The sequence below is a fragment of the Yersinia vastinensis genome (assembly GCF_902726565.1).
GTDB lineage: Bacteria > Pseudomonadota > Gammaproteobacteria > Enterobacterales > Enterobacteriaceae > Yersinia > Yersinia vastinensis.
This window is the reverse complement of sequence record NZ_CACVAF010000016.1, coordinates 1-12,898: the sequence shown is the minus strand read 5'-3', so window position 1 is coordinate 12,898 and position 12,898 is coordinate 1. Positions and strand designations below refer to the sequence as shown.

Sequence of the window (12,898 nt, the reverse complement as noted above, 5' to 3'; positions counted from 1 at the left end):
GCGAGGTCGTATGAAGACTTTTTTCCTGCAAACACGCATTTATAGCGGGGAAGGCAGCCTTAAAGTGCTGCAACGTTTCCATCAGCGCAAAATATGGATTGTGTGCGACGGCTTCTTGGCGACCTCGCCATTATTGGATCGCCTGAAACAAGCGCTCCCCGCAGACAACCAGATAAGCCTGTTCAGCGATATCACGCCAGATCCCAACATCGCCACTGTGGTCAAGGGCATTGAGCAAATGCATGCGCAGCATCCTGACATCGTGATCGGGTTTGGCGGTGGCTCGGCGCTGGACGCCGCCAAAGCCATTGTCTGGTTTAGCCGTAAGCAAGGGCTGGAGATAGAAACCTGTATTGCTATCCCAACCACCAGCGGCACTGGCTCGGAAGTTACCAGCGCTTGCGTGATAAGTGATCCGGAAAAAAGCATTAAATATCCGCTATTTGACGATGAAATTTATCCGGACATTGCGATTTTGGATCCGGCGCTGGTGGCAACCGTGCCGCCGGTTATCACCGCCAATACCGGATTGGACGTGTTGACACATGCACTGGAAGCCTACGTGTCACCGCGTGCCAGCGATTTTACCGACGCACTGGCAGAGAAAGCGGTGCAGCTAGTATTTCGTTATCTGCCAACCGCTTGCCGTAAAGGGGATTGCCTGATAACTCGCGGCAAAATGCACAATGCCTCAACACTGGCTGGGATGGCGTTCAGTCAAGCGGGGCTTGGCATTAACCACGCGATTGCTCACCAGTTGGGGGGGCAATTCCATATCGCTCATGGTCTAGCAAATGCACTGCTGCTGGTGCCGGTCATCCGTTTTAACGCCGCCGATTCGCGAGCGCGTAAACGTTATGCCCGATTAGCGAAAATATGTCACTTCAGTCCAGCAAAAGGGGACGACCGTGGTGCAGTGAATCAGCTCATTCATCAGATTGAACAGCTAAAACGCCAGTGCGGAATACCCCAACCTCTCGCGGCGATAAAAGTGAACGAGCGCCAATTACAACAACGGATTCCGGACATGATAACCGCCGCACTGGCAGACGTTACCCTGCGTACCAATCCGCGTCCGGCAAGCGACAATGATATTCGTGGAATCATCGAGGCGCTTTATGAGTGATATTCAGATGTCTGATGCCACCCAACTTCACTCGCCCCCCGCCTATGGCGAATTGGCACGTTGTGACGCGGCCACCATCCAGCAGCGGGTACGAGATGCAGGTGTGGTCGGGGCTGGCGGGGCCGGGTTCCCGACGGCAGTGAAGCTTCAGGCACAGGCTGAGATTTTTCTGGTTAATGCCGCTGAGTGTGAGCCGATGCTGAAAGTGGATCAACAATTGATCCCACGACAGGCTGCGCGGCTGGTACGTGGCGTACTGTATGGCATGACCGCCACGGGTGCGCGTGAAGGTATTATTGCGCTGAAAGCCAAATATATAGAGGCGATTGCCGCACTAACTCCGCTGCTGCCGGCACAGATTCGCCTGCATATTTTACCCGACGTTTACCCTGCCGGTGATGAAGTGATCACTATCTGGCTGGCAACCGGCCGTAGGGTTCCTCCTGCCGCCCTGCCCGTCAGCATTGGCGTGGTGGTGAATAACGTACAAACCCTGCTCAATGTGGCTCGCGCGGTTGAACAGCAATGGCCGGTCACGCGCCGCACCCTGACAGTGAATGGAGCCGTGGCGCGGCCAGTAACATTAACTGTGCCACTGGGTACGCCACTGCGAGAAGTGCTGGCGCTGGCCGGTGGCGTCACCATACATAATCCCGCCTATATTAATGGTGGCCCGATGATGGGTCACGCTCTGCATGACCTTGATCAGCCAGTGACCAAAACCACCGGGGGCCTGCTCGTGCTGCCCGCCGACCATCTGTTAATCACCCGCCGCGCACGCAGCGATAAAGATGTACTCGCGATTGCCCGTACGGTGTGTGAACAGTGCCGCATGTGCACTGAGCTGTGTCCACGCCACTTGATCGGCCATGAATTACCGCCGCATCTGTTGGTGCGGGCGATTATCTATCAGCAAGTCGCTACCCCAGACATCTTACTCAGCGCACTGACTTGTTCGGAATGTGGTGTGTGCGAAAGCTATGCCTGCCCGGTGGATATCTCGCCAATGCGCATTAATCGCCTACTGAAAACCCAGCTACGCGCACAAGGCGCTCGCTACCAAGGAGAACTGCGCGAAGCCGACCCGATGGCCAATTACCGCATGGTGCCGATATCCCGACTCATCGCCCGGCTGGACTTGACCGACTGGTATCAGGCCGCCCCGTTTAGTGAGGATACCTACCTACCACCACGGGTCATTTTGCCACTGCGCCAGCATATCGGCGCCGCCGCCGAAGCGATGGTTACCGTAGGTGAACACGTCGAACAGGGCCAGCTTATCGGGCTGATTCCGAATAACGCCTTAGGTGCACCACTGCACGCCAGCATCCGTGGTGTTGTCACCGCCATTAGTACCAGCGCCATCACCATTGAACGGGTTTCTTAAAGAGGAATGGGCATGTCACAAGCCATTGGAATTGTTGAATTAAGCAGTATCGCCAAGGGGATGGAAGTCTGCGACCTGATGCTGAAAAGTGCCAACGTCAATTTGCTGGTAAGCAAAACCCTCTGCCCCGGCAAGTATCTGCTGATGGTGGGAGGCGATATTGGTGCCGTCAGTCAGTCTGTACAAAATGGTGAGCGGCACAGCGGCCATTTATTAGTCGATAGCATCGTGCTTCCCAATCTCCACCCTTCGGTATTGCCAGCCATTAGCGGCCTAAACCCAGTGGAAAACCGCCAAGCGGCAGGCGTGGTAGAAACCTGGAGCGTGGCGGCCTGTATTACCGCGGCCGACCGTGCAGTCAAAGCCGCCAATGTCACCTTGGTACGCATTCATATGGCATTTGGCATCGGCGGCAAATGTTATCAAGTGCTCAGTGGCGATATTGCCGATGTGCAAACTGCCGTGGATGTGGCCAGCCAGTGCGCCGGTGAGAAGGGGTTATTGGTTTACAGCGCCACTATCCCGCGCCCCCATGAGGCGCTGTGGCGTCAGTTAATTCAGGAGGCATGATGGAAGCGAATAGTACCCCCGAGCGCGTAATTCAAGAATATGTTCCCGGCAAACAGATAACTCTCGCGCATCTGATAGCCAACCCCAATAAGGCACTTTATAAAAAATTGGGGCTAAACGATGTCAGCAGTGCCATCGGCATTTTGACCATTACACCCAGCGAAGCCTCCATTATTGCCAGTGATATCGCCACTAAATCGGGTGCGGTTGAGATTGGTTTTATTGACCGTTTCACTGGGGCGGTGGTGTTTACCGGCGATGTTTCGGCGGTGGAATACGCACTCAAACAAGTGATTCACACTTTGGGCGACATGATGAAATTTACCGCCTGCCCAATGACTCGGACCTGATGCCATGCAGCGCATTATGTTGATTGGCCCCAGCCAGTGCGGCAAAACCTCACTGATTCAGCGCTTGCAGGGAGAGGCGCTGAATTACCAGAAAACTCAATCCATTATCTGGCAGGACAATGCCATTGATACTCCGGGTGAATATCTGGAAAACCGCTGTTTATACAGTGCGTTGCTTGCCAGTGCTTGCGAGTCGGATGTGGTGGGATTGGTGCAAAACGCCGATGCCACGCAGAGCTGGTTTGCGCCCATGCTGGCACAGGTTTTCAACAGACCGGTGATAGGCATCATCAGCAAAGTCGACACTGTCAGCCACCCAGACCAACTGGACTGGGCAGCGGATTGCCTGACTCAAGCAGGCGCACAACATATTTTTGTTACCTCGGCGCTCACCGGCGAAGGGTTAACTGACCTTATAACGTATTTGAATTATTCTGGAGAGTCGCATGCCCGGTAAGATTATGGCGATTAACGCCGGCAGTTCTTCGTTGAAATTTCAGTTGTTTTCTATGCCAAATGAACAGACCGGCCAACGTGAAGAGCGGGTGCTGTGTCAGGGGCTGATTGAGCGCATCGGCATGGATGATGCCGTATTTAATCTGCGGGCTGGTGATGTGAAATGGCGCGAAACCTTACCCATCGCTGATTGCCGCCAAGGTGCCGAGCACCTGCTTAGGGCGCTTATCGAACACAATATTATTGATTCACTGGATGAAATTAGTGGTGTAGGTCATCGCGTTGCCCACGGCGGTGAAGCTTTTGCCGATTCGGTGCTAATCACCCCACAGGTACTGGATAAAATAGAGCAACTTGGCACATTAGCACCTTTACATAACCCAGTGAATGCGCTGGGGATTCGGGTGTTCCAACATGCCCTGCCCCACGCGACTGCGGTGGCCGTATTTGATACTGCATTTCACCAAACACTTAGCCAGACCTCTTATCTCTACCCGCTGCCATGGCGCTACTATGAAGAGCTGGGGATCCGCCGTTATGGCTTCCACGGCACCAGTCATAAATATGTCAGTACAGTCTGCGCCGAGCGCATGGGTCGGCCACTAGAAACCTTGCGGATTGTCTCCTGCCACTTGGGTAATGGCTCCAGCATCTGTGCTATTGGCAATGGGCGCTCGATCAATACCTCCATGGGTTTTACTCCCCAAGCAGGCATCATGATGGGGACTCGTAGCGGCGATATCGACCCTTCCATTCTGCCGTTTATTCAGCAAACCGAAGGTAAGAGCGCGGCTGAAATTAACCATCTAATTAACAATCAATCTGGCTTATTGGGTGTTTCTGGTATCTCACATGATTACCGTGATGTGGAACTCGCCGCCAGTCACGGCAACCCCCGTGCCGCCGTCGCGCTAGAGTTGTTTGCCGAGCGAATTCGTGCCGTGATTGGCAGCTATATCGTGCAATTAGGGGGGATAGACGCACTGATCTTTACAGGCGGAATTGGTGAAAATGCCCGCCATGCTCGCCAACAAATTTGCCGCGAACTGGCCTTCCTCGGCATTGCGCTGGATGAAGAAAAAAACGCAAAAAATCAGTTCTTTATTCAACAGGATAATGCGCCAGTGCAAATTGCCATCGTCAATACCAATGAAGAATTAATGATTGCCCGTGATGTGCTGCGCGTGGCTCTGAATCAACCGGTACAACCGGTTCTCGCCATACAATGAGAGACAATATGAAAAGTGGGAAAGTTTGGTTGGTGGGCGCAGGGCCAGGAGATGCAGCGCTGATCACCGTAAAAGGATTACAGGCTATTCGCCAAGCCGAAGCGCTGGTATATGACCGCTTGGTCTGTGCCGAGCTATTAGCCCAAGCGCCAGATGGCTGTGAAATGATTAATGTGGGCAAAAATCCAAATCATCACTTGGTGCCACAGCCGGAAATTAATCAGATTCTGGTCGATTGCGCACAGCGTGGATTAAATGTGGTCCGGCTCAAAGGTGGTGACCCTTATGTGTTCGGACGCGGAGGGGAGGAAGCCGAGGCACTGGCGCTGGCAAATATTCCATTTGAAGTCGTACCGGGAATAAGCTCCGCCATAGGGGGTTTGGCCTACGCCGGGATCCCGGTGACTCACCGGGATTATGCCTCCGGTTTTCATGTGATAACCGGCCACTTGCGCCAAGGCAATGAGCCGCAAGATTGGGCAACACTAGCCAAGCTGGAAGGCACGCTGGTTATTTTGATGGGGATGACGCAGTTGGCGACGATTTGCCAACAATTGGTCGCTGGTGGTAAAGCCCCGACGACCCCTGCCGCCGTGGTGATGTATGCCAGCCATCAGCAACAGCAAGTTGCCAGTGGCACACTCATCACGCTAGCAGATCAAGTTGCCGCCCAAGGTTTATCCGCCCCTGCCCTGATCGTTATTGGTGATGTGGTACGTCTGCGGGAGATATTGGCATTCACGCCGGAAGTGTTGTCGCTGAACTCAATTCCCTCGCTTATGGTACTCTAAACGCACAAGCTAAATAAGGGTTTAACGTAGCGATGAGTGAGCATGGTGGGAATGTGCTGGAAATGGCACTGAAAATTGGAACAGATGCAGCGAACATCATTGATTTCAGTGCCAATATTAATCCGCTAGGAATGCCAGAGTCTTTAAAAGTGGCCATTGTTGAGCAGTTAGCGCGTGCTGAACACTACCCTGATGTTGAATATCGCCAGTTACACAGTGCGCTGGCGCGTGCTCACCATTGTTTGCCAGAAAATATCATGGCCGGAAATGGTGCCACTGAACTGATTTACGCGGTAGTGCAGTATCTCCAGCCGCGCAGCGCAATGTTACTGACACCAGGATTTGCTGAATACCGCCGCGCTCTGCAACGGGTGGGTTGCCAGATTCATGACTATGCAATGAGCGAAGCAGAGGGGTATCAACCCAATGAACGTTTACTGAACACATTGGAACAACAGCGCCCTGACTGCCTATTTCTGGCAACACCGAACAACCCAACCGGCTTGATGCCTGATGCTGTACTGCTACAAGCCCTTGTGCAATGTTGTCATCAACACCAAATTGCCCTGATTGTCGATGAAGCTTTTATCGATTTTCAGCCACATGCACCGGGACTGATCCCACAACTTACCGACTTCCCACGTTTATATGTGCTTCGCTCACTCACTAAGTTTTTCGCCATTCCGGGGCTGCGTTTAGGTTACCTACTCAGCGGGGATCTGGCGGGGATCCAACAGATGAAACAGCAGCGCGAACCTTGGACTATCAATGCCTTTGCGGCACTGGCTGGCGAGATTATTCTTGATGACCAGCCTTATATTCAAGCCACCCATCAATGGCTAGCACAGCAGCAGCACTGGCTGTATCAGGCATTGTGTAAAATTCCGGCATTGCAAGTGTGGCGGGGCACAGCAAACTATCTGTTCTTGCGCTGCCTGAGGCCAGAAATCGACCTGCAACAAGCATTATTACAACACCATATTCTGATCCGCCATTGTGCTAACTACCCAGGTCTGACCCGCGACCACTATCGAGTAGCCATTAAGAGTGCTACGGATAACCAGAAGCTAGTAACCGCGATGAAGCAGGTTTTCGGCCATGGCTGAAGCCCGTTGCCCCGCCTCCTGTGGCGAATTGATTCAGGGCTGGATATTGGGGGGGGAAAAGCTAATTTCCTGCCCTATAAACTGGTTCAGCACGGTATCGGTTACTGAGGGTATGCCAGGTCACCATGAACGCCCTCGCATGCGCCAGATGCTGACAGCAGTGCTGGCCTATTTCGAGCTGCCTGTGGACATGGCCCGTGGCTTACATATCAGTTTTGACTCCTCTATTCCGGTCGCCAAAGGGTTGGCTAGTAGCACCGCAGATATTGCAGCCACCGCGCTGGCAACCGCTCGCCATTTGGGAGAAACACTCGATGAAGCTGCTCTTGCCGCGTTGTGTGTTAGCCTCGAACCTACCGACAGCACCCTATTTCGGCAACTGACCTTGTTTGACCACCAGACTGCTGCCACACAAATTTCTTATGGCTGGCAACCTACTGTCGATATTCTGCTGCTAGAAAGCCCGCATATCCTCAACACCGAGGACTATCATCGTCGTGATCGCCAGACAGCCCTGCTGGCGGGTGCCGCGTCTTTGGAACGGGCATGGCAACTCTTTGTGCAAGCCGCCAAGCAGCAAGATTGCTCACTATTAGGTCAGGCTACTACGCTTAGCGCGCAAGCCAGTCAGCATTTATTGGTCAAGCCCGATTTTGCCGCCCTGCTGGCGTTAGTCGAAGAGTTAGATTTATATGGTTTGAATGTGGCCCATAGCGGCAGCATTGTTGGCCTGCTAATAAACCGCCAACGCCATGATGTAGAAAAACTTTATTGGCAACTAGAGCAAAGCGGCATCACCCAAAACTACCCACGTCAGCACCTACTCGCGATGGTGCCCGGCGGAGTGCGTTAGTTCATATCAAGCCCTTATTTCGCCTTTTTTATCGTCAATAGTCTCTCTGTCACTAAACCAAAATATCCATGCTAATAACAATGTTATTAGCTTTCTGATACCCATTTCTGTGCAATTCTCTTGGCCTTACCGCTGAAAATCATGACCTCAGTCACAAACCGGGAAAGCAGCCATTTCGTCCATGTAAATAGCATTCAGAGATATGGGGAAAATAGCTGCCGGAGTATTAGAGTCCACCTACAGGAAATGTAGTGCAGATGTAAAATCTGCTCCTGTTAAATCTTCATTTTTTTAAAAACATAAATAAAACTCATGTCATTACGAGTTAAACATATTGCACCAATGCATCAGGAAATAACGATAACCTCAACCTACACACGCTCTTGGAGCCTTAGATGAAAAAATTGAGTGTAAAAACCTTACTGGCCGCTAGCCTATTTAGCATGATGGTGTGCTCTGGTAGCGCACTGGCACAAGAAATAGAAGTGGTCAATATCTCGAAAATTGCAGGTATGCCTTGGTTTAACCGTATGGGCGAAGGTGTGGAACGCGCCGGTAAAGATCTGGGTATCAAAGCCTATCAAGTTGGCCCATCCAGCACGGATGCACCGCAACAAGTTAAGATAATCGAAGATTTAATTGCTAAAAAAGTCAGTGCTATCAGCATTGTACCCAATGACGCCGATGTGCTGGAGCCGGTGTTCAAGAAAGCCCGCGATGCCGGTATCGTGGTGCTCACTAACGAATCCCCAGGGCAACCGAGTGCTAACTGGGATATCGAAATTATTGATAATGCCAAATTCGCTGCGGATAACGTGGAAGAAATGGCGAAAGCCATGGGTGGCAAAGGCGGCTATGTGATTTATGTCGGCAGCCTGACCGTGCCACAACATAACCTGTGGGCAGATTTATTTGTTAAATATCAGAAAGAACACTATCCAGAAATGTTTGAAGTGACCAGCCGTATGCCAGTCGCTGAGAGCATTGATGATTCACGCCGCACTACATTGGATTTGATGAAAGCGCACAGTGATTTGAAAGGTATTGTCGCTTTCGGTTCACAAGGCCCAATTGGTGCAGGCCGTGCAGTGAAAGAAAAACGCGCGAAAAACAACGTCCATGTGTTCGGTATGATGATCCCATCTCAAGCCGCTTCGCTGGTTAAAAGTGGTGATATCGCCATGGGTGTGACCTATGACCCAGGTTCAGCTGGTTATGCCCTGACAGCCGTGGCTGACAAAGTGCTGAAAGGCGAAAAAATTGAGACTGGTATGGACGTTCCAGGGGTGGGTAAAGCAGAAGTTGATCAAGATAAGCGTCTGATTCAATTCCACAATGTGCTACGGGTCACCAAAGATAACGTCGACTCGCTGTATTGATTCTTTGTGTTATCGCAGAGCCGGGAGCCACTTCCGGCTCTGTCATTAATACCCAACAGAATCAAGAGGATGTAGCTATGCAGCCATTCATTACCCTGGAAAATATCAGTAAAACCTTTTATGGCGTTAAAGCGCTAAATAAGGTTGCCATGACCCTGCTGCCGGGTGAGGTTCACTGCCTCGCAGGACAGAATGGTTGTGGTAAATCAACCTTGATCAAAATTATCTCCGGTGTCTATCAGCCCGATGTTGATGCCGCCATCACTATCGATGGCAAAACCTATTCGACCCTGACCCCCATTGAATCTGTTCGTTTAGGGATTCAGGTGATTTATCAAGATTTATCTTTATTCCCAAATTTAACCGTGGCTGAGAATATCGCCATGAACCATTATCACCATCATCTGTGGGTTGATAAACGCCAGATGCGGCAAACTGCCGAGCTGGTGATCAACAGTATTAATGCCCATCTTGATCTGGATGAATTGGTTGAAAATTTACCCATCGCGCAGAAGCAGCTGGTCGCCATCTGCCGAGCGCTGGCGCAAGATGCTCGCCTGATTGTCATGGACGAACCCACCGCCTCTCTCACTCGCCAAGAGGTTAACGGCTTGCTGCGGGTGGTGCATGAACTTAAATCTCGCAATATCTGTGTAGTATTTGTCAGCCATCGCTTGAGTGAAGTGCTGGAAATTTCAGACCGTATTACCGTGCTGAAAGATGGCGATTGGGTGGGCACCTACCCGGCAGTTGACGTAGATGACGCTCGTCTGGCCTGGTTGATGACTGGTATGAAGTTTGACTTTCAGGTGCTACCGCCTTACAGCGCAGCCCGTCCACCGGTGCTGGCGGTGGAGGAGTTATCTCGGGGTAACGAATACCACAATATTTCCCTGACGTTGCACCCTGGTGAAATTGTCTCACTGGTTGGTTTGCTTGGCTCTGGCCGAACAGAACTGTGCCTCAGCCTATTTGGTTTAACCGCACCAGAATCCGGCACTATTCGTATCAATGATGAGCCGATGATTTTTACCAGTAACCGTGATGCGATTGCAGCCGGTGTCGGGTATGTCTCGGAAGATCGAATGAGCACTGGGCTGATTATGGAGCAATCGATTCGTGACAACATCAGTGCCACCGTATTGCACCGGCTGAAAAATGCTTTCCATCTAATGCGTACCGAGCGAGTCGATACATTAGTAGAAGATATGGTTAAACACCTATCGATTAAAATCGGTAACAGCGACTTGCCAGTCAATACCTTATCGGGTGGCAATGCACAGCGCATCGCCATTGCCAAGTGGCTGGCAACCGATCCGCAAATATTGATTCTAGACTCCCCAACTGTGGGGGTAGATATCGCGAACAAAGCAGGTATCTATAATATTATCAATGCACTGGCTGCACGGGGGATCGCAGTATTAATGGTGTGTGATGAGATTGATGAGGCTTACTTTAACAGCCACCGTATTTTAGTCATGCGGTCAGGGCGACTTGTGCAGGAGTTCTTGCCAGGCAACAGCAGCGAAGCAGCCATTGCGGAGGTAGTAAATGGCTAACCCCCATGCAGTCAATAAATCTGATGTGGCTAAATCAGGTCTATTCAATAAAGAACAACTGAAACGCCATGAAGTGATGTTGGCTTTCACTATCTTGATTATTTCGACTTATCTTGCTTTCACCAGCCCCGATTTTCTCACCCTCGCCAATATTTATGACTTGATAAATAACTACGCCATGCTGACCATTTTGGCTTGCGGCTTATTTATCGTGCTGATTTCTGGCGGTATTGATATTTCGTTCCCGGCCATGACCATTATTTCTCAATATGTCATGGTGACACTGATTGTGAAATTTGGCGGTAATTTCCCGATAGCTTTCGCACTGGCTGGCGGTATTGGTCTCTTGCTCGGCTTGATAAATGCGCTACTGGTTAATCGGCTGCGCGTGCCGTCCATCATTATTACTATTTCTACCCTGAATATTTTCTATGGCTTATTGCTCTATCTCAGCCGCGGGGTCTGGCTATATACCTACCCAGAATGGTTTGAACATGGGCCAATGTTGTTCTCTTTCACGGCGGCTGATGGTTATGACTATGGCCTCTCGCTGCCTATTCTGACGTTGCTGTCCACCATTATTGTCACCGCTGTGCTGATGACACGCACCAGTATTGGTCGCCAAATTTATGCATTGGGCGGCAATCAGGAAGCAGCATCACGCATGGGGTTCAGCATTCTCAAGCTACAACTGTTTGTCTATGGCTATATGGGTTTTTTATCCGGTATCGCCGGTGTCGTACAGTCCTATACCGTATTAACCGTCGCGCCGGATTCATTGCTCGGTTATGAACTAACAGTATTGGCCGCGGTGGTCTTGGGGGGCACCAGTATTGTCGGCGGGCGCGGTACCCTAACCGGAACTTTGCTGGGGGTTATTTTACTGGCTATATTGCAGAATGGATTGAATTTACTGGGTATTTCGTCGTACTGGCATACCGTGGTTATCGGTCTGGTCATTGTCATCAGTATCAGTGTGACGGCCTGGGGCCAACGTCATAAGGTAGGGATATAATCATGTCGAAAACAACGCAACGTGATCATACCGAACGCTGGCTGGTGGCACTGCTGGTGTTGGTTGCTGTCGTGTTCAGTGTGCTGATTCCGCAGGTTTTCTGGTCTGCGGCTAACTTCCAATCCATTGCTTCGCAAATCCCTGTTGCAGGGGTATTAACATTGGCCATGGCTATCACTATGCTGACGGGTGGGATTAACTTATCCATTATTGCGACCGCCAATGCCAGTGCTCTGGTCATGGCATGGGTTTGTACTCATCTGGAGCCGACATTCAGCTCAATGATATTGATGTTGCTGGCTGGTGCGTCGGTTGCTTTGGTTGTGGGGCTAATTAATGGGGTGCTTATCTCGGTTGTCCGGGTCTCCCCTATTCTGGCAACACTTGGCATCATGACCTTGCTCAAAGGCGTGAATGTGCTCATATCCAAAGGCTCCGCTATTTCTAACTTCCCCAACTATGTGCTGGCACTGGATCGCAGCTATTTTCTTGGGATTCCTTTACCGCTCTATCTGTTCGCGGCAGTAGCAACAATTATCTGGTTAATATTGGCTAAAACCCCCCTAGGTCGCCAAATCTATTTGTCTGGTTCCAATGAGAAGGCGACATTCTTCTCGGGAATTAATACGCGCCGTACGCTAATTTGGGTGTATGTCATTTCATCACTGCTGTGCGCTGTGGCTGCGTTATTGATGATGTCAAAATTGAACTCAGCGAAAGCCTCCTATGGCGAGTCACTGCTGCTTATCACTATTTTGGCGACGGTATTAGGCGGAGTAAATCCTGACGGCGGGTTCGGTAAGATTTTCGGTATTGTGTTGGCGCTGTTCCTACTGCAAATGCTGGAAAGTGGGCTAAACATTATGGGTGTGAGTAGCTATATCACTATGGCATTGTGGGGATCTTTGCTGCTGGCATTTATCTTTGTCAAAGGGGTAAATATCCCTGCGTTTCGTTTCTTAAGATCAGGAAAATCGTCTAATTGATCACTCTGTTAGGCAAAATAAATATCCTCCGGCATAGCCGGAGGTTTTTCATATGCGCCTATAAGGCTCTGTTGCCAGCCGCGCCCTAACA

Annotated in this window: 13 protein-coding genes; all 13 read left to right on the top strand. The window is 50.9% G+C overall.

All coding sequences use genetic code 11. The annotated features are described in order from the left end of the window. Positions 1 to 10 precede the first annotated feature (10 nt). The 13 genes from HUZ92_RS18675 (at position 11) to HUZ92_RS18615 (ending at position 12,807) form a co-directional block, all read left to right on the top strand. Entirely contained in the window at positions 11 to 1,126 is a 1,116-nt protein-coding gene (locus tag HUZ92_RS18675) for a 1-propanol dehydrogenase PduQ (protein WP_050098509.1), read from the top strand. Beyond that, positions 1,119 to 2,513, top strand: a complete 1,395-nt coding sequence (locus tag HUZ92_RS18670) for a 4Fe-4S dicluster domain-containing protein (protein WP_050295474.1) — start codon at positions 1,119 to 1,121, stop codon at positions 2,511 to 2,513. The genes HUZ92_RS18675 and HUZ92_RS18670 overlap by 8 nt, the downstream gene beginning before the upstream one ends. 12 nt (positions 2,514 to 2,525) lie before the next feature. Beyond that, positions 2,526 to 3,083 carry a BMC domain-containing protein gene (locus HUZ92_RS18665; RefSeq protein WP_050098511.1) on the top strand — a complete coding sequence of 186 codons (558 nt, stop codon included), beginning with the start codon at positions 2,526 to 2,528 and terminating at the stop codon, positions 3,081 to 3,083. Further along, the gene (pduU, locus tag HUZ92_RS18660; RefSeq protein ID WP_005157716.1) at positions 3,083 to 3,433 is read left to right on the top strand and encodes a propanediol utilization microcompartment protein PduU; all 351 of its coding nucleotides are present in this window, start codon (positions 3,083 to 3,085) and stop codon (positions 3,431 to 3,433) included. Before HUZ92_RS18665 ends, pduU begins: the two co-directional genes overlap by 1 nt. Positions 3,434 to 3,437: 4 nt before the next feature. Beyond that, positions 3,438 to 3,890, top strand: a complete 453-nt coding sequence (locus tag HUZ92_RS18655; protein WP_050098512.1) for a EutP/PduV family microcompartment system protein — start codon at positions 3,438 to 3,440, stop codon at positions 3,888 to 3,890. Further along, positions 3,880 to 5,118, top strand: coding sequence for an acetate/propionate family kinase (locus tag HUZ92_RS18650; protein ID WP_128451089.1), 1,239 nt, complete (start codon positions 3,880 to 3,882; stop codon positions 5,116 to 5,118). Before HUZ92_RS18655 ends, HUZ92_RS18650 begins: the two co-directional genes overlap by 11 nt. 8 nt (positions 5,119 to 5,126) lie before the next feature. Then, a complete protein-coding gene (gene cobA, locus HUZ92_RS18645) occupies positions 5,127 to 5,909 on the top strand; it encodes a uroporphyrinogen-III C-methyltransferase (protein ID WP_050098515.1) in 783 nt (260 codons plus the stop codon). Positions 5,910 to 5,941: 32 nt separating this feature from the next. Further along, positions 5,942 to 7,015 carry a threonine-phosphate decarboxylase CobD gene (gene cobD, locus HUZ92_RS18640; RefSeq protein ID WP_050098516.1) on the top strand — a complete coding sequence of 358 codons (1,074 nt, stop codon included), beginning with the start codon at positions 5,942 to 5,944 and terminating at the stop codon, positions 7,013 to 7,015. Continuing rightward, complete coding sequence (locus HUZ92_RS18635) at positions 7,008 to 7,868, top strand: GHMP family kinase ATP-binding protein (RefSeq protein ID WP_050098517.1); 861 nt, start codon at positions 7,008 to 7,010, stop codon at positions 7,866 to 7,868. The genes cobD and HUZ92_RS18635 overlap by 8 nt, the downstream gene beginning before the upstream one ends. Positions 7,869 to 8,311: 443 nt before the next feature. Continuing rightward, complete coding sequence (locus tag HUZ92_RS18630; RefSeq protein ID WP_230678331.1) at positions 8,312 to 9,247, top strand: autoinducer 2 ABC transporter substrate-binding protein; 936 nt, start codon at positions 8,312 to 8,314, stop codon at positions 9,245 to 9,247. A gap of 77 nt (positions 9,248 to 9,324) precedes the next feature. Then, complete coding sequence (locus HUZ92_RS18625; RefSeq protein ID WP_050098519.1) at positions 9,325 to 10,806, top strand: sugar ABC transporter ATP-binding protein; 1,482 nt, start codon at positions 9,325 to 9,327, stop codon at positions 10,804 to 10,806. Beyond that, positions 10,799 to 11,821: an ABC transporter permease gene (locus tag HUZ92_RS18620; RefSeq protein WP_145579701.1), complete on the top strand. Its 1,023-nt coding sequence runs from the start codon at positions 10,799 to 10,801 to the stop codon at positions 11,819 to 11,821. Before HUZ92_RS18625 ends, HUZ92_RS18620 begins: the two co-directional genes overlap by 8 nt. 2 nt (positions 11,822 to 11,823) lie before the next feature. Further along, positions 11,824 to 12,807, top strand: coding sequence for an ABC transporter permease (locus HUZ92_RS18615; RefSeq protein WP_050098521.1), 984 nt, complete (start codon positions 11,824 to 11,826; stop codon positions 12,805 to 12,807). The last annotated feature ends 91 nt before the right edge of the window (positions 12,808 to 12,898 follow it).